Source organism: Bradyrhizobium sp. TM233 (assembly GCF_036247965.1).
Classification (GTDB): domain Bacteria; phylum Pseudomonadota; class Alphaproteobacteria; order Rhizobiales; family Xanthobacteraceae; genus Bradyrhizobium; species Bradyrhizobium ottawaense.
The window spans coordinates 60,020-82,331 of sequence record NZ_BTIG01000004.1; the positions used below are offsets into that span (position 1 = coordinate 60,020).

The following is a 22,312-nucleotide window of genomic DNA, read 5'->3' on the forward strand; positions in this document are numbered from 1 at the left end:
GCCGCCTGCAATTTCCCCAGTCCACCGGTGACGCCCTGCAAAGGGGGGAAGCGACTTGGCCCTGTTGGCAGGAGTTGCGGCGGCTAGTGCCGCCGACATGGCGGTCAAGGCACCCGTGGCAGTTCCTGCGCCGGTTTTCAGCTGGACCGGCTTCTATGTCGGCGGAAATATCGGCGGAGCCTGGAGCCGCAATTCGTCGGACACGTACAACGGCGTTGTCTTTCCGGGCTTCATCGTCCTGCCGCCGAACGCTGCGGTCCCAACCGTCTTCCCCGCGCTGTTGGATACGCTGACAGGACCCGGCACCAAGGGCGCCGTGATCGGCGGTCTCCAGGCCGGATACAATTGGCAGGTGCAGCGCGTCGTGCTCGGTGTTGAAGCCGATGCCGTCGGCACGGGCTTTGATGGGGCGACCGAAACGCGGTCGCGGACCTTCGGCGCTCCGCTCATCATCGGCACGCCGGTGACCCAAACCGTAACCGTCGATTACGGTCATATCAACTGGATGGCCTCGTTCCGCGGCCGGCTCGGGTTCACCGCGGACCGCGTCCTGTTCTATGCAACCGGTGGCGCCGCCGTTGCCGATGTCGGCAGCAGCAAGACGACGGTGGTGAATGGTCCGGGTATCGCCCTCCCCGCAGGCACCTTCACGTCGGCGGGCAGCGGCTCCGAAACCCGTTGGGGCTGGACTCTCGGCGGCGGCGTCGAGTGGGCGTTCGCCAATCAATGGAGCCTCGCCGCCGAATATCGTCATTCGGATTTCGGCCGACGCAGCGTCAACATCGTGATCCCCGACGGTTTCGGCGGCACGGCGGGAGCCGACACGACGACCGGCAGATTGACCACTGATCAGGTGACCGCACGCGTCAACTACCGCTTCGGCGGCCCGGTCGTCGCGCGCTATTGATCTTGGCTGGACCGGCCTGAGCGCCGCCATCCTTCTTCGTCTCCGCGTGATGGCAGGGAATCGGATTTGACCTTTGGCAACGCCTGAACGCCCGCCTCGTCCTTCGAGAGGACCGCTTCCAGCGGTCTCCTCAAAATGAGGCTAAGCAGCATTGTGCCTGCTGCAACTGCTGCCACGCATGTCGACCTCATCCTGAGAGCCTGACCAAAGCGGGCGTCTCGAAGGATGGCCGCGGGGTTCGCTCTCAAAAGCAATTGCGCTGTGCGTCGTGGGGGCGGGCAACCCTATCCAAAGGCATTGCGGAGCGCACCGATCGCGTCCGGCCTCGCGATCCCCTCGATCTTGCTTCAACCTTTCATCGAAGTTGCTCGCACCTCGCGTGCCGCGTGCCCTTTGCGCGAACCATGGCGTGTGGATGACGCAAGGCCCGCAACACCTGATGGAACTCGCGCTTGCAGCCCCTATGCACCGCACCGTGCATATCTACCCTGATCCAATCCAAAATTGACCAGAGACACGATTCGCGGATATCACCAATCACAGTGGGGACTTCGATTACTGGGAAGTGTCATGCCGCGTATTCTCGTGGTTGATGACGATCCGATGGTCGGCGCGACCATCGAGGTCCTCCTCCAACGTCAGGGCTTCGACGTCACGCTGACCGACGGTGGTGAAACAGGACTGGCTGCGCTGGAAGCGCAGGCCTTTGAGGTGATGCTCGTTGATATCTTCATGCCGCATATGCGCGGCTTCGAGTCGATCCGCATCTTTCACGAGCGCGCGCCGGCTACTCCGTTGATCGCGATGTCCGGCTACGCCTTCGCCTCATCCGCCTCGCCCTCTCCTGATTTCCTCCGCATGGCGCTGGAGCTCGGCGCTACGCGCTGCCTGCGCAAGCCGTTCACGCCCGAAGCGCTGCTGACCACGATCCGGGAATGCCTCGCCGGTCCGGGCGAGAGCGCACAGCCGAAGGACAAGAAAGAAGCCCCTTGATCCCAACGCAGCGCGTCATTCTCGGTGCCGGACTTGCCATCCTCCTGATCATCACCGCGGCCTCGATCGCCCTCGACGTCAAGTCGCGGTCCGATGCGACGTGGGTCAATCACACCGTCCAGGTGCAGAAGCGGATCTCCGACCTGCGCGTGCTGCTGCGCCGCGCCGAGAGCGCCGCACGCGGCTACGAACTCTATCGCAGCCCGACGCTTGCCGACGAGTTTCAGAGCGTGCGGGTCCAGATCGCGCCGGCGCTGGCCGAGCTGAAGCGCGGCGTGCGCGACAATCCCGATCAGGTCGCTCTGTTGGAGGGCACCGAACCGCTGGCGCTGCGCCGGGTCGAGATCGCCGCCGAAGCGATGCGCCTGCGCGCGACGAACGACCAGGCCGGCATTGCCGCGCTCAACGGCAAGGCCGAGGGCCGCGGCCTGATGGACACGGTGATGGGCAATCTCGACCATCTGAGCGCGGATGAAGAACGCCTGCTCACCGCGCGCTCCCAGGATTCGCGCCGTACCGGCATCGTGCTGCTCGGCATCGACGTCGCCGGCGCCGTGCTGATCCTGCTGCTGGTCGCGCTGGTGATGCGCGAAAGCCGGCGCGCCACGGTGCAGCTACAGAGCACGCTGACCGAGACCACGGCCGCCAAGGATGCGCTCGCGGCGGCGGTCGCCGAGCGCACCGAGCATCTGGTGACCGCGCATGACGAACTGCGCCTGTCGGTCAACGTGCTTCAGAGCACGTTTCACAGCATGGCGGAGGCGGTGCTGGTCATCGACGCCGAGGGCAACGTCCTGCTGTCCAATCCGGCCGCGGAGCGTATGCTGCTGCATCGCGCCGGCATGAACCTGCGCAATCTGCGCGCGCTGTCGGATGTGTTTCACGGCGACGGCGTCACGCCGCTCAAGGCCGACGAGCTGCCCTCGGTGCGCGTGCTGCGCGGCGAGCAGTTCGAGGATCTGGAGATGATCGTCCGCCCGCACAGCGGCAATCCTCCCCGCCATCTCATGATCAGCGGCCGGCCGATGCTGGACGGGCAAGGCGACATCTCCGGCGCGGTGCTGGTCTATCACGACGCGACCATGTCGCGCGAGACCGAGCGGCAGCTGTACCAATCGCAGAAGCTGGACGCGATCGGCAAGTTGACCGGCGGCGTCGCGCACGACTTCAACAACATGCTGACCGTGATCTCCGGCAACACCGAGACGCTGGTGGCGAGCCTGAAACAGCAGCCCGAGCTCCAGCGCGCGGCGCAGCTGATCGACGATGCCGCCGAGCGCTGCGCCGAGCTGATCCAGCATCTGCTCGCGTTTGCGCGCAGGCAGCCGCTGCAGCCGCGCAACGTCGAGATCAACGCCGCGATCGCGGACATCGCGAAACTCCTGCGCCCCACCCTCGGCGAGCAGATCCAGATCGAGACCGTGCTGGAACAGGGCCCGATGACCGCGCACATCGATCCGTCCCGGCTCACCAATGCCGTGCTCAACATGGCGATCAACGCGCGCGACGCCATGCCGAACGGCGGCAAGCTGCTGCTGGAGACCCACCGCGTCGTGCTGGATGAGGCCTATGCGCAGGCCCATGCGGACGTGGTGGCCGGCCCCTACGTCATGCTCGCCGTCAGCGACACCGGCACCGGCATGTCGCCCGACATCCAGCAGAAGGCGTTCGAGCCCTTCTTCACCACCAAGGAAGTCGGCAAGGGATCGGGCCTCGGCCTCTCCATGGTCTACGGTTTCGTCAAGCAGTCCGGCGGCCACATCAAGATCTACAGCGAGGAAAACCACGGCACCACGATCAAGCTCTATCTGCCGCCGGGCGAAGGCACGGCGGACGTGGCCGCGGCCGTCGCGCCGCAGGTCGAGGGCGGCGCCGAGACCATCTTCGTCGTCGAGGACGACAACCTCGTGCGCAACTTCGTCACCGCGCAGCTCGAGAGCCTCGGCTACAAGACGATTGCCGCGCCCGACGGCAAATCCGCGCTGGAATTGATCGAGGCCGGCCAGCCGTTCGATCTCCTCTTCACCGACGTCGTCATCCCCGGCGGCATGAGCGGGCGCGACCTCGCCGACGAGGTGGCCAAGCTGCGGCCGGGCGTGAAGGTGCTCTACACCTCGGGCTACACCGACAACGCCATCGTCCATCACGGCAAGCTCGATGACGGCGTGATGCTGCTGACAAAGCCCTATCGCCGCAACCAGCTCGCCGAGATGATCAGGAAGGCGCTGAATGGCGGGACGATGACGGCGAGCTAACGCGTGAACTACCGAAGGCGCGTTGCCAGTCACACCATATAGCGGGGCGAGGGCACTGGCTCAGGATGTGAGTTCCGGTTGTCCTTTTGAGACGCCGTGGCTTGCCCGGATCCGCGCCCGAGGTGTTTAGACACCGCGCCATGAACGAGTAAGGCCGCTTTGATCTCGATCGGGCCGGTCTCAAGCAAAACTCAAGCGCATCTCAAGGACAAATCGTCTCACCAGCCCAATCTCTGAGCATGCTCTCGGCGACAAATGTTGGAGCCGGTGTCGCGACAGTCCGCTCGCGGAGCGCGATACCGAGCGCAGCCACCGGATGCACAGCTAGGATCTTGGTCTGCGGCCGGAATTGACGGCGCAACTTCGACAGGTGCTCGCATGAAAAGACGAGAGTTCATCTTGTTGATTGGTGGAGGACTGGCCTGGCCTGCGATCGCACGGGCGCAGGGCGGAGCCAAGCTGCATCGTATCTTCTGGGTCTCGACTCAGTCCGAACCGGATCCCTTCCTGGACGGCTTTCGCGAGGGAATGCGCGCGCTGGGATACGTCGAGGGCAAGACCGTAACCTTCGAGACGCATTATGCCCCCGGAGATCCGCAGGCCCTGCGCAAGATCGTCTCCGAGTTGCAGCGAGGGGATATCGACCTTGTGGTCTCGGGCGGTCCGGCGACACGCGTCATGACCGCGGTCACCGACATCCCCGTACTGTTTGCACTGAGCGGTGACCCCGTCGCTTTGGGTGCGGTGAAGAGCCTTGCTCACCCCGGCACCAATTTCACCGGCAGCACATTCCTGTCGCTCGAGCTGGCAGGAAAGCGCGTTGAGCTGCTCAAGGACATTTATCCAAAGCTGCGAAAACTGGCGGTCTTCTCGAACACGGATCATCCGGGAGAGCCATTGGAATGGCGTGCGACTTTGGAGTCGTGCCGGAAACTCGGCATCGAGGCAGCCTACGTTCCGTTCTGTGGCGCTCGCGAAATCGAGAATGGGTTGATGGCTGGCGGCAAGGTGGACGCGGATGCTCTCCTCGTGTTTCCCGATGCTGTGACGCTGGTGCATCGTGCGAAGATCGCGGAGTTTGCAATCGCGCACCGGCTGCCTTCGATGTTTGGCTGGTCAGAATATTGTGACGCTGGTGGTCTCTTGAGTTACGGCGCAAACCAGCGCACGACCTATTTTCGGCTTGCCACTTATGCCGATCGCATCCTGCGCGGTGAAAATCCGTCAGATCTTCCGGTGATGCGCCCCGAGAAGTTTGAACTGGCAGTCAATCTGAAGACAGCCAGGCTTCTGGGTACGGACCTGGATGTGTCGTCGATCCTGTTTCGCGCCAGCAAGGTGATCTCCTGAGATTAGTTATGTCGGACGGTGCTGCGCAGTCCTCTTCGTGTACGATGCCCCCGCGTCGCTCGCTGTTCTGCAAGTACTTCGCGACGTTGTTTGTCGCTGCGGTCGTGCCTCTGATACTCGGCGCGGCCGTCGAGGCTTCTTTCGGTTACCGAGACCAGCGCCGCCAGATCAGCGCGGTGCTGCAGGCCGATGCTCGCGCGGCGTCCGACAGGATCGAGGCGTTCACCGATGGCATCCGAGATCAGCTGGGTTGGATGGTGCAGCTTCCCTGGTCTGCCGGAGACGATGCGCAACATAAGATCGATGCGTTGCGCCTCCTCCAGCAGGTGCCCGCAATCGTTTCGGTTTCGCTTCTGGATGAGACCGGTACCGAACGGATCTTTGTTTCCAGGCTGCATCTGAACAGGACCGGGCGCGGCATTGATATGTCTACGGATCCCGCTGTTCTGGGCGCACGCGCCAACAAGGTTTGGTACGGACCGGTTCAGTACCAGCGAGATTCAGAGCCCTACATGAGGATCGCGGTTGCTGGGAGCCTGCCGGCCGCGGGGGTTGCGATCGCCGAGGTCAATCTGAAGCTGATCTGGGATGTCATCGCGGCCATTAGAATTGGCGAGACCGGCTACGCCATTGTTGTCGATGATTCCGGTCATCTGATCGCACATCCCGATATCAGTCTGGTCCTGCGCGGCCGCGCCAGCTCGGGCAGTTTCGGCCGGATCAAGCATCTCGCCGGCGCGGCGAGCGAAGCGGCGGTGATAACCGGGGACCAAGGCAACCCGGTGGTGGCGCTATCCGTTCAGGCCGCCGATGTGGGATGGACGGTGATCGCGATGCAGCCGGCCTCGGAAGCCTTTGCATCAATTCGCGCGGCGTTGTGGCGCTCGTCAATCCTCATTGCCTTTGGTGTTCTCATCGCGCTGGCGCTCGCCTATTGGCGCGCGCACAGAATGTCCGGCCCGATCAAGCAACTGGAAGAGGGCGTGGAGCGGATCAGAACCGGACAATTCGAGCATCGCATCAAAATCTTCAGCGGTGACGAGTTGCAGCAACTGGCGTTGCGCTTCAATGAAATGGCTTCTGAACTGGCGATCTCGCAGCAGAAATCTGCGCGGATCGAACGGCTGAAGCAGTTCCTGCCATCACAGGTCGCCGAATTGGTCGAGCATTCTCATGAACTGCTCGAAGGGCAGCGACGCGAAGTAGCTGTCATTTTTGGCGACTTACGCGGTTTCACGGCGTTTTCCACGCGCAATGAACCCGATGTCATCATGGCCGTCATGCGCGAGTACTACGGGGCCGTCGGCGCCGTGACGACTCGTCACGAGGCAACGCTCATCGGCTTTGATGGCGACGGAGTCATGCTCCTGGTCAATGCCCCGGTCGCATGCGAACAGCCGGCAACTCAAGCGGTCCGACTCGCGATTGACCTGCAAATGACGGTGCAGTCCCTTGCCGGCAAATGGTGCGACGCCGGCCACGCGATCGGCTTTGGTGTGGGCGTTGCCATGGGACCGGCAACGGTAGGAACGGTTGGTTATAACGGTCGGCTGGACTACACGGCGATGGGAGCCGTGGTGAATTTGGCGTCGCGGCTCTGCAATCTCGCGAAGGACGCGCAGATCCTGGCTGATCCCACTATCGCTGGAAGGGTAAGGGATAGCGTTCCGTTGGCATCGCTCGGACAGCGGACTATCAAGGGCTACGACCAGGCCCTCGAAGTCTTTGCTGTCGCACCTGCTGACCTGCCGTTGAAACCGCCGGGCTCGGGACAACACCGGCGAGAGAAAGAGCCTCAGGACCACTGATACCCCGGCGTCCGGACGGCTAGCGCGTCGCCAGCACCACGGCCGCCAGCGTGAAGATCAGCGCCGCGATCTGCCCCGGCCCCAGCGGCTCGCCCAGCGCGAGCGCGGAGGCGACGACGCCGATGACCGGCACCGCCATGGTGCCGATCGCGGCGACCGAGGCCGGCAGGCGGGCGAGTGCTGCGAACCAGCTGACATAAGCGATGCAGAACTGCACCACGGTCGAGTACACCAGCAGCCACCAGCCGGCCGGCGTCACCTTGTCCAGATGCGTGGTCTCGACCAACAGGCCAATGATCGAGATCGGCAGGCAGCCGATCCCGATCTGCCAGGCCGCGGCCGTGATCGGCGGCAGATGGATCGGGTACTTCTTCGAGAACACCGTGCCGATGGCGAAACCGAGCGCGCCGGCGAGCGCCATGACGATGCCGGGCAGCTTCTCGACGCTCGCGGCAATGCCGTTGCCGCCCATGATCGAGGCAAGCCCGACAAAGGCCATCACCAGCCCCAGCGTGCGCAGCACGGTCGGCCGCTCGCCCAGCACCGGCCAGGCGATGATCGAGGCCCAGACCGGCATCGTGTAGGCGATCAGCGCCGCCTCGCTCGCGGGCAGCCAGAGCAGCGCCAGGCCCATCAGCACCATCCAGCCGGTGACGTTGAGCACGGCGGCGGTCAGGAGGCGCGGCCAGATCGCAGTGTCCACCTTGAGGCTCTGCCGGCGGATGATCGCCAGCGCCGCCAGCAGCACCGCCCCGAGCACGCCGGTCACCCCGCGCAGCATCAGCGGCGGCAGCTCGGAGAGCAGGAATTTGGTCACCGGCCAATTGAAGCCCCAGCCGATCGAGGTGATGGCAAGGAACATCAGGCCGGCCGGGGCGATGCGCGGCCGCGCATCCCGGCGAGTCGAATCAAGCATGTGGGTGGTCCGGCAAAATCGACCCTCAGCTTGGCCCGGATTCGCCCCTCTCGCCACCGCCTCGGCGGGCATGCCTGCCCTCACCTTCCGTAGGGCTACGTGAGTCCCGCTGACGCAATCCCATGGCTCAAAAATATACCTGCCCTGTGAACAGCGGGATGAAGCATCCGCAGCACCACGGGATGCAAATTTTTTCGGTTGGGAATCTCTGAGGACTCACTGATACTTGCCTCCACACCAGGCGCGGGCTTGCCCCCTGTTATCCCCCGCAATCCACCATATTTAGTATTTGATTCAGGAACTCGCACTAGTTCTTGACGGGCGCAACGGAGAGTCCTAGCTTTCGGTCCGTTCGGCGCGAGTGAGTTTGCGTCCCGCCGGCACTCCCCCAAAGGGTCTCGCAAATCTCAACTCCGCCAAGCCAGCCAAAGGCAGCGGATGAGGGCTTGTCTGCCCGCGATAAGCGGACTTTCGGGCGCCAGAACGGGCCGGCAACAGGCTCGGATGGCATCGATAGAAGTTGTGATGGTGTGGGGCGTTGAACGCATGTCGCGCGCATCCCGTTGGGGCGGATGGGCGTGGACATGCCGGCGGATGATCGATGCAGGCATCGAAGAGTCGCGTCGGGAGAACAAGGGCCGGGTCCACCGGCTGAACTGCGATGCCCCAGGGCCGAACGGCCGCAAGGCATCGCGAAACGAAATGTCGACCCGGCACGCCCTCAACGAGGGGCGGATCCGGTCAAAGAATAGGACGGGGCAAGACGATGCGGATTGAGCGGCGCCACACCACTTCGGGACAGTCACCTTACGCGGGAATCGATTTCCGCCAGACCACGTCGGAGATCAGGAATCCCGACGGCTCGGTCGTGTTTAAACTTGATGGCGTCGAGGTCCCGACCGAGTGGTCGCAGGTCGCCTCCGACGTGCTCGCCCAGAAATATTTCCGCAAAGCCGGCGTTGCCGCGCGCCTGAAGAAGGTCGAGGAGGAATCCGTCCCCTCCTTCCTGTGGCGCTCCGTGCCCGATACCGACGCGCTCGCCGCGCTGCCCGAGAAAGAGCGCTATGTCAGCGAGCTCAGCGCCAAGCAGGTGTTCGACCGCCTCGCCGGCTGCTGGACCTATTGGGGCTGGAAGGGCAAGTATTTCTCGACCGACGAGGACGCGCAGGCGTTCTACGACGAGCTCCGCTACATGCTCGCCATGCAGATGGTCGCGCCGAACTCGCCGCAATGGTTCAACACCGGTCTTCATTGGGCCTATGGTATCGACGGCCCCGGCCAGGGCCACTATTACGTCGACCCCTTCACCGGCAAGCTGACCCGCTCGAAATCGTCCTACGAGCATCCGCAGCCGCACGCCTGCTTCATCCAGGGCGTCGGTGACGACCTCGTCAACGAAGGCGGCATCATGGACCTCTGGGTCCGCGAGGCCCGCCTGTTCAAATACGGCTCCGGCACCGGCTCCAACTTCTCGCGCCTGCGCGGCGAAGGCGAAAAGCTCTCCGGCGGCGGCCGCTCGAGCGGCCTGATGAGCTTCCTCAAGATCGGCGACCGCGCCGCGGGCGCGATCAAGTCGGGCGGCACCACCCGCCGCGCCGCCAAGATGGTCGTCGTCGACGTCGATCACCCCGACATCGAGACCTATATCGACTGGAAGGTGAAGGAGGAGCAGAAGGTCGCCGCCCTCGTCACGGGCTCCAAGATCAACCAGAAGCACCTCAAGCTGGTGCTGAAGGCCTGCGTCAACTGCGAAGGCTCGGGCGACGATTGCTTCGATCCCGAGAAGAACCCTGCCCTGCGCCGGGAGATCAAGCTGGCGCGCCGCAGCCTCGTGCCTGACAATTACATCAAGCGCGTCATCCAGTTCGCCAAGCAAGGCTACAAGGACATCCAGTTCGACACCTACGACACCGACTGGGACAGCGAAGCCTATCTCACGGTCTCCGGCCAGAACTCCAACAACTCGGTCTCGCTGAAGGACGACTTCCTCCGCGCCGTGGAAACGGATGGCGACTGGAACCTGAACGCCCGCACCTCCAAGAAGGTGACGAAGACGCTGAAGGCGCGCGACCTCTGGGAGAAGATCGGCTACGCCGCCTGGGCGTCGGCCGACCCGGGCCTGCACTTCAACACCACCATGAACGACTGGCACACCTGCAAGGCGTCCGGCGACATCCGCGCCTCCAATCCGTGCTCGGAATACATGTTCCTGGATGACACCGCGTGCAACCTGGCGTCCGCGAACCTGCTGACGTTCTACAACACCGAGACCAAGCGCTTCGACGTCGAGGGCTATGAGCATCTCTGCCGGCTCTGGACCATCGTGCTCGAAATCTCGGTGATGATGGCGCAGTTCCCGTCCAAGGCGATCGCCGAACTCTCCTACGAGTTCCGCACGCTCGGCCTCGGCTACGCCAATATCGGCGGCCTCTTGATGACCATGGGCCTGCCCTATGACGGCAAGGAAGGCCGTGCGATCGCCGGCGCGCTGACCGCGATCATGACCGGCATCACCTACAAGACCTCGGCGGAGATGGCCTCCGAGCTCGGCACCTTCCCCGGCTACAAGAAGAACGCCGCGCACATGCTGCGCGTCATCCGCAACCACCGCCGCGCCGCGCATGGTGAGGCCTCCGGCTACGAGGCGCTCAGCGTCAACCCCGTGCCGATGGACCTCGTGTCCTGTCCGCAGGCTGACCTCGTCAGCCACGCGCAGGCGGCTTGGGATGCGGCGCTCGCGCTCGGCGAGCAGCACGGCTATCGCAACGCCCAGACCACGGTGATCGCGCCGACCGGCACGATCGGCCTCGTGATGGATTGCGACACCACCGGCATCGAGCCCGACTTCGCGCTGGTGAAGTTCAAGAAGCTCGCCGGCGGCGGCTACTTCAAGATCATCAACCGCGCGGTCCCCGCAGCGCTGCGCGCGCTCGGCTATCGCGAAGCTGATATCGCGGAGATCGAGGCCTATGCCGTCGGCCACGGCTCGCTCTCCAACGCCCCCGGCATCAACGCCTCGACCCTGAAGGCCAAGGGCTTCACCGACGAAGCCATCGCCAAGGTCGAAAAGGCCCTGCCGACCGCCTTCGACATCAAGTTCGCCTTCAACAAGTGGACCTTTGGCGAGGATTTTATTCGCGACCAGTTGGGAATCGGCGCGGAAGCCATTGCGGCTCCGGGCTTCGACCTCCTCCAGGCCGTCGGATTTACAAAACGCGAGATCGAGGCCGCCAACGTCCACATCTGCGGCGCGATGACTGTCGAGGGGGCCCCGCATCTGAAGGCGGAACATTACTCCGTGTTCGATTGCGCCAACCCCTGCGGCAAAATTGGAAAACGTTATCTGTCGGTCGAGAGCCACATCCGCATGATGGCGGCGGCGCAGCCCTTCATCTCGGGTGCGATCTCCAAGACCATCAACATGCCGAACGACGCCACGGTGGAGGACTGCAAGTCCGCCTACATGCTGTCGTGGAAGCTCGCGCTGAAAGCCAACGCGCTCTATCGCGACGGCTCCAAGCTCAGCCAGCCGCTCAACTCGCAGCTCATCAGCGATGATGAGGACGAGGATGATGCGGTCGAGAGCCTCTACGAGAAGCCGATGGCGGCGCGTGCCGCCCAGGTCTCGGAGAAGATCGTCGAGAAGCTGGTCGAGCGCATCATCGTGATGCGCGAGCGCGAGAAGATGCCGGACCGCCGCAAGGGCTACACCCAGAAGGCGGTCGTCGGCGGCCACAAGGTCTACCTGCGCACCGGCGAATACGATGACGGCCGTCTCGGCGAGATCTTCATCGACATGCACAAGGAAGGCGCGGCGCTGCGCTCCTTCATCAACAACTTCGCCATCGCGGTGTCGCTGGGCCTGCAATACGGCGTGCCGCTGGACGAATATGTCGACGCCTTCACCTTCACCCGCTTCGAGCCGGCGGGCCCCGTGCAGGGCAACGACAGCATCAAGTACGCGACCTCGATCCTCGACTACGTCTTCCGCGAACTGGCGGTGAGCTACATGTCTCGCTTCGACCTCGCCCATGTCGATCCGACCGAGTCGAACTTCGACGCGCTCGGCAAGGGCGTCGAGGAAGGCAAGGAGCCGGACGAGCCCCACCACGCCAACAAGCTGGTGTCGCGCGGCCTCACCCGCTCGCGGACCGACAACCTCGTCGTGATGCGCGGCGGCTCGGCTGCCGTCTCGCAAGGCAACGACGGCGCCCCCACCGGCGGCAGCAAGGTCACCGCGCTCGCCGCGCACGGCACCAGCGCCCGCGTCGGCGACGCCCTCGAAGGCGCCGTCGCCCTGAAGCAGGAAGCGGCCCACGACCTCTCCCCCACGGAGAAGCTCGAAGCGCTGCAGTGGAGCAAGGCCGGCAGCACCGCCCAGACCCTCGTCCCCACCAAGGCCGAGCGCCGCGCGGAAGCCAAGGCCAAGGGCTACGAAGGCGAGATGTGCTCGGAGTGCGGCAACTTCACGCTGGTGCGGAATGGCACGTGCATGAAGTGCGATACTTGCGGAAGCACGACGGGGTGTTCGTGAGCCTAGTCGGTTCAGATATCGCGGATCGACATTTTCGATGGGCGGAGGGCCGAGCCTTCCGCCCATCGATTTATTTGGTGTACAATCAATGTCAGCTAAACAGATGCAGCCTGAAGAGCTTTACAGGCGAGTCGGCCGCCTGATCGAGTCGGCTCCCCCATTTGTGGGGATTGGCGTCTTATCGGTGGAGCAAATGACTTGGCTCGGCAGAGCCGAAGCCTTGGTTGTTTCTAGCGGCGACCTAGACGCGCGGATGGAATTTGCTCTAGCCAAGCAGGGGCTCTCTCAGCCGCCCGCACGAGCGATGGCGCAACAAAGATTGATGCTCACCCTCTATAAGGTTCTCGCAGCGGCCGAGTTAGCATCACCGCCTGGAGCGCAAGGAGCCTTTATTCCTGTCGGAAACAGCTTTGATGCATATGCAGCAATTGCGAAGGTCATATCCGCAGCCAAGCAAGACGTACTTATCGTCGACCCCTACATGGACGACGCAGTCCTTACCGATTTTGGCGGAACACTGAGTGAAGGCGTCGTACTCCGTTTATTGACGGATCAAGGAACGGTAAAACCGAATCTCACCCCAGCGGCCCAGCGTTGGAAGACTCAATTTGGACGCCGCCCCTTGGAGGTCCGACTCGCTCCGCAGAAGGCGCTCCACGATAGAGCTATCTTTATTGACCGATCCGAGGCTTGGACGGTGACCCAATCTTTAAAAGATCTCGCCAAGCGGTCACCAGCTGAAATCGTTCGGGCAGACGATATTGCCCCCCTTAAGATCGCGTCGTATGAAGTCATTTGGTTGAATTCCACGGCTATTGTTTGAGGCAACTGATGTCCGAGGAGATCAAACCCGGAAGTGTCGTCCAGCTAAGATCCGGCGGCCCTCTCATGACTGCGGCTTGGGTACAGGACAGCCATGTACGGGAAGCCTACTGTGAATGGTTTATCCAGGATAAGGCTCCGTGGAAGCAAGAGGGGGCCGTATTCCCTGTTACGTCTTTGCGGCTAATTGAGCCTTAGAAAAGAGACAGCGTTTAATAGAAGTTCTTATCGCTTGCTCCCTCATCATTTCCGACCTGCTGCAAACGAATCTACTACGATGAGCCCGTAGGATGGGTTGAGCACTTGCGAAACCCATCCTACGACCTAGGAGCTGAATTGCCTTTGCGGTCGAGCCCTTCCCTCCTAAACTCCAGGCACCACCGGCATGGGTTCCGACGGGCCCGGTAGAAGCGGAGTCGAGTTATGCCCACACCGGAAAGCTTCCCGATCGAGAAGATCTTCGTTCCCACGAAGCAGAAGAAGGCCCTCAAGCCCGAGATCGTCGGGGAGATCGCGGAAAGTATGCTGGAGATCGGACAACAGACCCCCATTTCCGTTCGGCCCGACGGAGACCGCCTCGTTCTGGTCGAGGGACTGCATCGGTTAGAGGCCTGCAAGGCGCTCGGCGAGACGACCATACTCGGTGTCCTGGTCCCGGCCGAGCTTGCTCAGCACAAGCCGCAGCTCGCCGAGCGACCCGAAGTCGAGGCAGAGCGTATCAAGATGGCGCGATTGAAACAGTTGCGCCTCGAGAAGGAAGCCGCAGAGGCATCGACTGCTGCCTTGAAGGGCGCTGGCGCAACGCAAGCGCCGCGCGCCCGTTCGACGAAAGGCGCCCGCGACAATCCGAAGGCATCACCGGGCCGGACTGCGAAATCGACACCGAGAACATTGTCGGACTGGATCACGCAGCAAAAGGGCAGCGGCGGCCGCTATTGATTGCCGGCTCCAGAGTTTCGGTGCCGGCCCGTAGCATGGGTAGAGCCCTTGCGAAACCCATCATGATGAACGGAGTTGATGGGTTTCGCTCCGCTCTACCCATCCTACGACCACTGGTGCCATGCCAAGGAAGAGCAAGCCCTTCCTCCCTCGCTTTCGTAGTATCCGGCGACCGGCCCGGTGGCTGCGCAAGACATTCGCGCAGGCCCCGCGGCTGGTCCGGATCGCCGGCATCGTGGCGGTTCTGCTCGCGGCCCTCGCCCTCCTGAACATCGCCTATCAAATCATCCGCAAGCCAACCGAACTCTTCGCCGTCGTCGGCCACGCCCTCGACAAGGAGCCGGTCGAGACCTGGGCGAGCTACGGCCCCGTCTTCCGAAAGCTTTCCACCGCGACGATCACGCCCGAATTGCTGGCCGCGCTGGCGCAGGTGGAGAGTTCGGGCAATCCGGTGGCGCGCACCTATTGGCGCTGGCGGTGGAGCTTCAATCCGCTGGCGATCTACAAGCCCGCCTCCAGCGCGGTCGGCCTCTTCCAGATGACCGATCCGGCCTTCGCGGAGGCCGCGCGGTTCTGTGTTCGCGGCAACACGGTCACGCAGACCGGCTGCGGGTTGAGCTTCCTCTACATCCGCGCGATCCCGAGCCACGCCATCGAGCTGGCCTCGGTGTATCTGGACCGCCAGGTGGCGTTGGTTCTCACGCTCGCGGGCGATGTGAAGCCGAGCGCGCAGCAGAAGCAGGATCTGGCCGCCTTCATCCATCTCTGCGGCGCCGGTCCCGCGGCGGCCTATGCGCGGCGCAAGTTTCAGATGATATCAGGCGAGCGCTGCGGCGATCACCTCGTCGCGGGTTATGTCGGCAGGGTCAACGCGATGAAGCGGCAGTTTCTGCGCCTTGCGGCCGAGGACGGCGACTAATGCCGTGATGCCGTCGGATGGAGCAAGGCACACTTGTGCCGTGCCCACCATGTCGTGCCGAGTCCGCCATAATTTTTCCTTTGCACGCGCGTTGTGTTGGACAGTGGCGAGACCTATCCTTCCCTTTGATCGGACTGCCTCCCATTGACGCCCGACCGGATGGAGAGCGCATCGGTGCCTGAAACGAACGACCCCAAACCTGATACCGCCAAACCTGATACCGCCAAGCCTGAGACTGCGAAGCCGGACGAGGCGCGCGCCGACGGCGGGCTGGCGCGGGCCCTTGACCGGATCAGGAGCACACAGGCAGACCTTGCAAGGCTGGACCAGCTGGTTTCCGGAATGGAACACGATGGCGAAGGCAAGCCAGCCTCGCACGCAAGCGCCGGTGCGACGGCAGCCGCCACTCCCGGAAACAAGGCGCCGACGTCGGATGCCAAGCCTTCGAGTGCAAAGCTTCTGAATACCAAGCTTCGCGATCAAGGCTTGAAAGGAGATCGGACCATGATGCGCGCTTTGGTTGGCCTCGTGCTGGCGATCGGCCTTCTCGGCGCCGCCTTCGCTTCGCAATATCGCAATGAGGCCAGCTCAATCAGCAAGTCGATCATTGCACGATGGGCTCCGCCGGCCGCGAGCAGCCCCCCGCAAGCATCCGCGGTGGAAGGCCCAGTGCAGCCGCCGGCCGTGCTACTGGCTGCTGCGGGTGATCCGAGCCCGGGGCCCGCGCCGCCGGTCCTCAAGGAAACGGAAAGCGCCCCAAAGCCTGACGCTCCAAAGCCCGCCGCCACAGCGCCCGACCCGACATCGTCCGATCTCGCGCAATCGCTCAAGGCCATCACGAGCGAGCTTGCGAGCATCAACGGCAAGCTCGAGCAACTGAAAAGCCGCAACGAGCAGACCCTGCGGGAGCAGGCCGACACCATTCAACAGCTCAAGTCAGCGCAAGAGAAGGATGCCGCGGACAATGCGCGCCTCGCCGCGCAGGTCCAGGCGCTGCAAACGCAACTGACCGCGTCACCCGCGCCTGCAGCCGCCAAGCCCGTCGTGCGCAGTGTGAACAACGATGCGGCTACGCGTGTCCGGCCGCACATCCCAGCGGCCGAACCCCGGCGGCCCAGACCGCCGCCGCGAGGCCCCTGGATGCCTCCGCCTTACATGGGAGACCCCTACGGCGATCCGGATTGGTGAGCGAGCTGCCGTAGGGTGGGAAAAGCCGCGCTTGTGCCGTGCCGTGGGATGGGTAGAGCCCTTGCGAAACCCATCATTCCGTGACGGCCACTGATGGGTTTCGCTTCGCTCAACCCATCCTACGAACTGATCCGCTCACCACCAATACGGCCAGCGCCATCCCTCATAGCGAACATAAGACGGCACCAGCGGCGGGCCGTAGGGATCAACGCGATCATCCTCGGGGCGATAGCGATAGCGCGGAACGACGTTGTAATCCCACGGCGTCGGCCTCAGCACAGGCGCGGTGACGATGAGTCGCTCTTGCGGCGCGCGAACGACGACGGCTTTCCGCGTCCGGGCTTCGGCGCCCGACGTTGCAAGGGTGGACAGCACCAGGGCGGTTCCGAGCGCGCACGCGGCGGTCATTCTTGTCATGCGTTGGTCTCCTTCGCGTGAAGAGTGCAAAAGGATGCCGGGCAAGGCAAGCAAATTTCGCGCGAGCTTTTCTGCGGCCATCCTTTCGAGACGCCCGCTTTTGAGCGGGCCCCTCAGGATGAGGACGGAGTGCGCGGCAACAGCTTCAGCAGGCGAAGATCACGCTTAGCCTCATCCTGAGGAGGCGTGTCCGCGCCGTCTCGAAGGACGAGGCGCGCGCTGGCATTTCAGCGAGCGTAACGCGAACGGACCAAGACCGGGCGAAGGGCCGTGACGCCCTACCCCGCATCAACCTCGTCCGGCGCCGGCCCGGCAACGAGCCCGTCGAGACTGACCATCAGCAAATCGGCGATGTGCATCAGCTGGTACACCGGAATATCCACCTCACCCTGCTCGGCCGCCGCCACGAAGGCCGGCGCGACACCGATGCGCTCGGCGAGCTGGGCTTCGGTGTAGCCGCGGGTCTCGCGTGCGGCCTTGACGCGCGCGCCGATGCCGAGCCGGTGCCGGGCCTGCTCGTCCGCGGTCATCATGGCCGCCTGCTCGTCCGGGCTCGCATAGCCCTCGATGAACGCGCCGCCGATCAGCCTCTCCTTTCGCCAGGCGAGCCGGCAGACCTTGCGCAGTCCGCTCGAGAAGATCAGCGAAAACTGCTCCGGGACCCATGCCGAGCTGTTGAGCGCCACGCGCGCGCCGGTGCCGGAGACATCGCGGATCGTGCAGGGCACGCTGACGATGCTGCCGGTGCCGTTGTCGAACTCGACGATGCCGGTCCGCAACGTGTGATGCCTGACTGCGGCGCGATGATCGCTCATGACAGCTCCCGAAAACTTGCGGCGGCGGCGCATGGCGTATCCGACGCATCCGAAATCGGGGCGAAGATACCGCGGAATTTCTCCGTAACTCCTAAGCTTCCAGCGGTTCAGTCGTGACCGGATGCCATGGTAAAGGAATTGCTCCCGGGCGGCCGCTCTCGGCGGCGTTCGCGTAGCCCGGATGGCGCGCAAGCGTCATCCGGGAAAGGTGTCCGCAGCGCAGGAATCGCCGATCACGCCCGCGCGCGGCGCAGGGCGTGCTCCAGCGTCTTTCTTTGCTTGTCCCAACGGGCCTGCTCAGCCTCGGCGCGTTCGTCGAGCGCGGCCCGCTCGGCGTCGATCTGCTCTGCCCGCGCGTCGTGCTCCCGCCTCGCTCTGTCCAGCGCCGCCTCGGCGATGGCGACCGCCTTGTCGCGGCGGGCGCGCGCCTTGGTGCGGGCGGCCTCCTCCTTGCGGCGCTCGGCCTCTCGGCGCTTCTCCTCCTTCGCGAACGCCGCGGCGGCCTTGCGCGCCGCTTGATCGTCGATCTCAGGGGATGCTGTCCGCACCGTCCTGGCGGGACGCTTCGTCGATCCTGGCCTGCTCTTGAGCCTGGTCTTTGTCTTGCTCTTGCTTCTGGGTCTGGCCTCGCCCTCGGCGAGATCCGTCGGCAGGGCGGCACTCTCCGTGAATGGGCCGTCCGAGCCGACCGGGCGCCTGAGCACGACACCGGGCCTCGCCATGGTCGCCGCGACGATATCGCGATCGTCAGTCTCCTTCGCCGCGCCCTGATGGAACAGGTTGGAGCTGGCGCCCCAGGCCTCCAGTGCCGCCTTCATCGAGGGTGCCGCGATGGCCTGATCGTAGAAGCCGAGCGAGGTCTGGTAGGTCTTCAGCTTTCGTTTCGGTTTTGCCGGCATGTCGTCCCGATGAGCTTCGCTGTCCGCTGACGATCGTAGCCCGGATGGAGCGCAGCGCAATCCGGGGTCTTCTGTCCGAGGAAGACGTCCCGGATTACGCTCGCGCTCCATCCGGGCTACGGACTGCCACCAGCGCATCATACCCCTTCTCGCTGAACGCCAGCAGACAGAACCCGTTCCCAAACGGATCGGCCAGCATCGCGATCCGCCCATACGGCGCATCGCGCGCGGGCGCCTCCAGGATCGCGCCGGCACTGAGCGCACGCGTGACGGCGGCGTCGACATCGTCAACGACGACGTCGATATGCACCGGCGTCCAGTGCCGCTGGTAGCGGCGGCGGTCGCCGCCGGCACCTAACGTGCCGGCCTGCTTGGTCAGGAGATAGACCGGCGCGGGCCAGCCGAGCAGCTCGACGAAGTCGGCGCCGAAGCGGCGGCCGACGCTGAGGCCGAAGGCGGCGGTGTAGAAGCTCGTGGCCTGCGCGACGTCGGGGACATCGATGTTGAGGAGGAAGGTCATGGCGGACTCGTTGCGCGGTTGCGCAGCGAGCGTAGCCCGGATGGAGCGCAGCGCAATCCGGGATGTTGCCGCACGCTCGGCCCCGGATTTCGCGGACGCTCCATCCGGGCTACGCCCTCCGCACGAACTCCTCGCGGTCGAGCATGCCATCATGCCCGTGTTTTGCCCGACGTCTCAAGTCATTATTCGGCGTTACCGAAAACACGAGAATTATCAAAGCCATGTCTACTGTGCATGGGGTTGTTTTCGCAAAATCGCTTCCGGCGGCCTCACTTGCCTCTCAGGCTGAGGATATAGGCCGAAAGCGCATCCGCCTGCTCCGGCGCGATCACGAGGTTCGGCATGTTCTGGTGGCTGGTCCGCCAAAACACCTTGAGCGACAGCGCGGTGGTGCCGCTCCTGTCGGCGATGGCCTGGAAGCTCGGGGCCTCGTCGAAGAAGCCGGCCATGTGCGGCTCGACGGCGTGACAGGTCTGGCACCACGCCTCTGCCAGACGATGCCCTTCGTCGACCGCGCGCGGACCGGACCTCGGCGCCCCCGCGGCGGTGTGGACGACGCTGAACAGAAACAGCACCGACAACGCGATCAGGACGGCGAGGCCGATGTAAATTCGAGCGCTGTGCGACATGACTATCCCTCGCGATGGCGCGGCAGTTCAGCCAGCTTGACGCCTGGCCGGCACACCGGGTTGATCTGCGTCAACGGATTGCGCCCTCCCATCGCAGCCCCGCGCGCAACCTCAGCACGTCACGAGCTCGGTGTGGCCAAAACCCTTGGAGTAGTCGAGCAACGAGATGACGGTCGGCGTCAGCCGAGCGCATCGCCGTTGATGCAGCTCAACTCGCGAGGGCGACATTGCCTCATGGATCAAGCCGGTCGCAGGGATCGCGGCAACCGCGTAGGCTCGCGCCCGTCAACGACTCACGGAGGCACCACCATGAACGGCAATCGCTATTACGGCGTCCGCGTCGAGGGCGCGAAATACGGCGTCGGCTTCGGCTCGGCGCTCGCCATCGCGATCTCCTACACCAACAACCATTCGATTCTGTGGGCGATCATCCACGGCATCCTGGGCTGGTTATACGTGATCTTTGTCGCGCTGTTTCGGTGATATCGCACCGGCAGGCGATCGCGGTTGCAGGCAGGCGGCAGCTTTCCCTTGCTTTCCTCGATCCTGCCCCTAGGGTCGCGCCGCGAACGAAGCGTGAGACCAGAGAAGGGTTAGACGAGACTTGCCATGACCGACACGATGAAATGCCCTGCCTGCAGCTCCGAGCACGCCTATCAGGACCGCGGTCTCTGGGTCTGCCCGGAATGCGGCCATGAATGGAGCGGTGCGGCGGAGGCGGCGGCGGACACCGCGCAGGACGCGGGCGTGCGCGATGCCAACGGCAATTTGCTCGCCGACGGCGACAGCGTCATCGTGATCAAGGATCTCAAGATCAAGGGCTCCTCCTCGGTGGTGAAGGGCGGCACCAAGGTGCGCAACATCCGCCTCCAGGACGCCAGCGACGGGCACAACATCGCCTGCAAGATCGACGGCATCGGCGCGATGAACCTGAAGTCGGAGTTCGTGAAGAAGGCGTAGCTCGCGCTTACCTTTGCCGCTGCGCCAGATAGAACCCGCACAGCACCGTCACCAGCCCCGCGGCCTGCAGCATCGTCGGCGGCTCGCCGAGCAGCAGCCAGCCGGTGAGCAGCGTCAGCGCCGGCACGCAGGCCGGAAACACCGCAGCGCGGGCAACGCCGAGGCGCTGGACCGAGACGGCGTAGAGATAGAGCGCGGCGGGGCCGGCGAGCACGCCCTGCGCCAGCGCCTGGATCGCGTTCTCGGTCACGCCGATCGCCGCAACATGGGCGAGGCCGACGGTTGCGATGTAGACCGGCAGCAGCAGCAGCGACAGCACGTTGATGACGAGCGCAGCCGACACGGCGGAGACGCGCCAGTGGCGCAGGGCTGCGCCGAAGCCGGCGAACATCAATCCGGTGAGCACGAAGATCAAGTCGCCGAGCACACCGTCGGCCCCGATATGGCCGATCGATTCGGCGCCGATCACGCCGAGGCCGCCGACGATGACGACCGCGCCGGCAAGGCGCGAGGCGGAGATGTGCTCCTTCAGCACGACCGCCGCGAGCAGCAGGCCGCCGAGCGTCGCGCAGGAAGGCTGGATCACGCTGCCATGGCCGAGCGGCACGAACAGGAAGCCGGTGTAGGAGATCAGCGACATCACGGGGCCGCCGAGCACCATCAGCACAACGCCCCTGCTCCAGCCGATGCCGCAGAGATCGGAGATGCCGGCGCGGAACACCAGCGGCAGGAACGCGATCCCCGACCAGACATAGCGATGCACCAGCAGATCGACCGGCGTGAAGCCGACCTTGAGGCCATGCCGCGTGGCGGCAAAGCCGAACGCCCAGAACAGCGCCGCGGCAAGGCCGCAGACCACGCCGAGCAGGGCCGGCGCCGCATCGTTGTTCTGAGATAGAGCGCCGGCGCCGCTCGTCCGCTGATCCATGGGTTCAAGCCTTATGTCAGCGCGTATACCGCCTCAACCCACGCGGCCGCAGGGCTGGCACGCGGCGGTGATTGTGGGCCCACGCATCACGCCTCCTGCTCGAAGACCATCCGCCATCCCTTGCGCGTATCCATGTATTCCCGCACCTGCCTGATCCGGTCGCCCGCCACCGTGAACACGAAGCAATAATCGTTCTCGTACGGCTTGCCGCCGGGCAGCGTCGCGCGCATCCGCTCCTCCACGATCACGACATCGCCGTCGGCGTACACGCCGCGGAACGCGATATCGATGTTCGAGAACATCTTGTGCATCTCTTGCGCGATGAAGCGCGCGATCTGGTGCGGTCCGGCCATGTGGTCGGTGTGATCGAGCGCGACGGCCGTGGCATTGCCCCTCGGCGCGATCCATTCGGCATCGTCGGTGAACAATGCGGCGATGCGTTCGGCATCGCGCGACGAGAAGGTCTTCCACGCGGTCAGGACGATCTCTTTCGGGCTGGACATGATGCGCTCC

General features: G+C 64.2%; 21 protein-coding genes. 13 read left to right on the forward strand and 8 right to left on the reverse strand.

What is annotated here, in order from left to right; genetic code table 11:
- Positions 1-55 precede the first annotated feature (55 nt).
- The 5 genes from AABA86_RS11385 (at position 56) to AABA86_RS11405 (ending at position 7,313) form a co-directional block, all read left to right on the forward strand.
- The gene (locus AABA86_RS11385) at positions 56-907 is read left to right on the forward strand and encodes an outer membrane protein (protein ID WP_338306778.1); all 852 of its coding nucleotides are present in this window, start codon (positions 56-58) and stop codon (positions 905-907) included.
- 570 nt (positions 908-1,477) lie between these two features.
- On the forward strand, positions 1,478-1,900 hold the full coding sequence (locus AABA86_RS11390; protein WP_212244433.1) for a response regulator: 423 nt from the start codon (positions 1,478-1,480) through the stop codon (positions 1,898-1,900).
- Entirely contained in the window at positions 1,897-4,155 is a 2,259-nt protein-coding gene (locus AABA86_RS11395) for a CHASE3 domain-containing protein (RefSeq protein ID WP_338306779.1), read from the forward strand. Before AABA86_RS11390 ends, AABA86_RS11395 begins: the two co-directional genes overlap by 4 nt.
- Before the next feature lie 378 nt (positions 4,156-4,533).
- Positions 4,534-5,505, forward strand: coding sequence for an ABC transporter substrate-binding protein (locus AABA86_RS11400; RefSeq protein WP_338306780.1), 972 nt, complete (start codon positions 4,534-4,536; stop codon positions 5,503-5,505).
- Positions 5,506-5,513: 8 nt separating this feature from the next.
- Entirely contained in the window at positions 5,514-7,313 is a 1,800-nt protein-coding gene (locus AABA86_RS11405) for a cache domain-containing protein (RefSeq protein WP_338306781.1), read from the forward strand.
- Between the two features lie 19 nt (positions 7,314-7,332).
- Here AABA86_RS11405 and AABA86_RS11410 read toward each other — a convergent pair whose 3' ends face one another.
- A complete protein-coding gene (locus AABA86_RS11410) occupies positions 7,333-8,229 on the reverse strand; it encodes a DMT family transporter (RefSeq protein WP_338306782.1) in 897 nt (298 codons plus the stop codon).
- 766 nt (positions 8,230-8,995) lie between these two features.
- On the opposite strand from AABA86_RS11410, the gene AABA86_RS11415 reads away from it, so the two are divergent.
- From AABA86_RS11415 to AABA86_RS11435, 6 genes are all read left to right on the forward strand, one after another.
- On the forward strand, positions 8,996-12,763 hold the full coding sequence (locus AABA86_RS11415; RefSeq protein ID WP_338306783.1) for a vitamin B12-dependent ribonucleotide reductase: 3,768 nt from the start codon (positions 8,996-8,998) through the stop codon (positions 12,761-12,763).
- Positions 12,764-12,851: 88 nt separating this feature from the next.
- Positions 12,852-13,586 (forward strand): phosphatidylserine/phosphatidylglycerophosphate/cardiolipin synthase family protein, encoded by a 735-nt coding sequence (locus AABA86_RS11420; RefSeq protein ID WP_338306784.1) that lies wholly within the window; start codon positions 12,852-12,854, stop codon positions 13,584-13,586.
- Between the two features lie 8 nt (positions 13,587-13,594).
- Complete coding sequence (locus AABA86_RS34630) at positions 13,595-13,783, forward strand: DUF2158 domain-containing protein (protein WP_445083462.1); 189 nt, start codon at positions 13,595-13,597, stop codon at positions 13,781-13,783.
- Positions 13,784-14,008: 225 nt separating this feature from the next.
- Positions 14,009-14,524, forward strand: a complete 516-nt coding sequence (locus AABA86_RS11425; RefSeq protein WP_338306785.1) for a ParB N-terminal domain-containing protein — start codon at positions 14,009-14,011, stop codon at positions 14,522-14,524.
- Positions 14,525-14,645: 121 nt separating this feature from the next.
- Positions 14,646-15,443 carry a transglycosylase SLT domain-containing protein gene (locus tag AABA86_RS11430; RefSeq protein WP_338306786.1) on the forward strand — a complete coding sequence of 266 codons (798 nt, stop codon included), beginning with the start codon at positions 14,646-14,648 and terminating at the stop codon, positions 15,441-15,443.
- A gap of 159 nt (positions 15,444-15,602) precedes the next feature.
- Positions 15,603-16,631 carry a hypothetical protein gene (locus tag AABA86_RS11435; protein WP_338307184.1) on the forward strand — a complete coding sequence of 343 codons (1,029 nt, stop codon included), beginning with the start codon at positions 15,603-15,605 and terminating at the stop codon, positions 16,629-16,631.
- A gap of 135 nt (positions 16,632-16,766) precedes the next feature.
- Here the strand turns inward: AABA86_RS11435 and AABA86_RS11440 are convergent, their stop codons facing one another.
- The 5 genes from AABA86_RS11440 to AABA86_RS11460 form a co-directional block, all read right to left on the reverse strand.
- Positions 16,767-17,048: a hypothetical protein gene (locus tag AABA86_RS11440; protein WP_212244470.1), complete on the reverse strand. Its 282-nt coding sequence runs from the start codon at positions 17,046-17,048 to the stop codon at positions 16,767-16,769.
- Between the two features lie 278 nt (positions 17,049-17,326).
- A complete protein-coding gene (locus AABA86_RS11445; RefSeq protein WP_212244472.1) occupies positions 17,327-17,863 on the reverse strand; it encodes a helix-turn-helix domain-containing protein in 537 nt (178 codons plus the stop codon).
- Positions 17,864-18,096: 233 nt separating this feature from the next.
- Positions 18,097-18,762, reverse strand: a complete 666-nt coding sequence (locus tag AABA86_RS11450) for a cell envelope biogenesis protein TolA (RefSeq protein WP_338306789.1) — start codon at positions 18,760-18,762, stop codon at positions 18,097-18,099.
- A gap of 94 nt (positions 18,763-18,856) precedes the next feature.
- Positions 18,857-19,282, reverse strand: a complete 426-nt coding sequence (locus tag AABA86_RS11455; RefSeq protein ID WP_338306790.1) for a VOC family protein — start codon at positions 19,280-19,282, stop codon at positions 18,857-18,859.
- A gap of 269 nt (positions 19,283-19,551) precedes the next feature.
- Positions 19,552-19,911 (reverse strand): c-type cytochrome, encoded by a 360-nt coding sequence (locus tag AABA86_RS11460; protein ID WP_212244478.1) that lies wholly within the window; start codon positions 19,909-19,911, stop codon positions 19,552-19,554.
- A gap of 309 nt (positions 19,912-20,220) precedes the next feature.
- On the opposite strand from AABA86_RS11460, the gene AABA86_RS11465 reads away from it, so the two are divergent.
- Positions 20,221-20,394, forward strand: a complete 174-nt coding sequence (locus AABA86_RS11465) for a hypothetical protein (RefSeq protein WP_018644642.1) — start codon at positions 20,221-20,223, stop codon at positions 20,392-20,394.
- Positions 20,395-20,520: 126 nt separating this feature from the next.
- Positions 20,521-20,871: a zinc ribbon domain-containing protein YjdM gene (locus AABA86_RS11470; protein WP_338306792.1), complete on the forward strand. Its 351-nt coding sequence runs from the start codon at positions 20,521-20,523 to the stop codon at positions 20,869-20,871.
- A 7-nt stretch (positions 20,872-20,878) separates the two neighbouring features.
- On the opposite strand, the gene AABA86_RS11475 is transcribed toward AABA86_RS11470, so the two are convergent.
- Both AABA86_RS11475 and AABA86_RS11480 read right to left on the reverse strand, forming a co-directional pair.
- A complete protein-coding gene (locus AABA86_RS11475; protein WP_338306794.1) occupies positions 20,879-21,799 on the reverse strand; it encodes a DMT family transporter in 921 nt (306 codons plus the stop codon).
- Positions 21,800-21,885: 86 nt separating this feature from the next.
- On the reverse strand, positions 21,886-22,302 hold the full coding sequence (locus tag AABA86_RS11480) for a nuclear transport factor 2 family protein (protein ID WP_338306795.1): 417 nt from the start codon (positions 22,300-22,302) through the stop codon (positions 21,886-21,888).
- Positions 22,303-22,312: the final 10 nt, after the last annotated feature.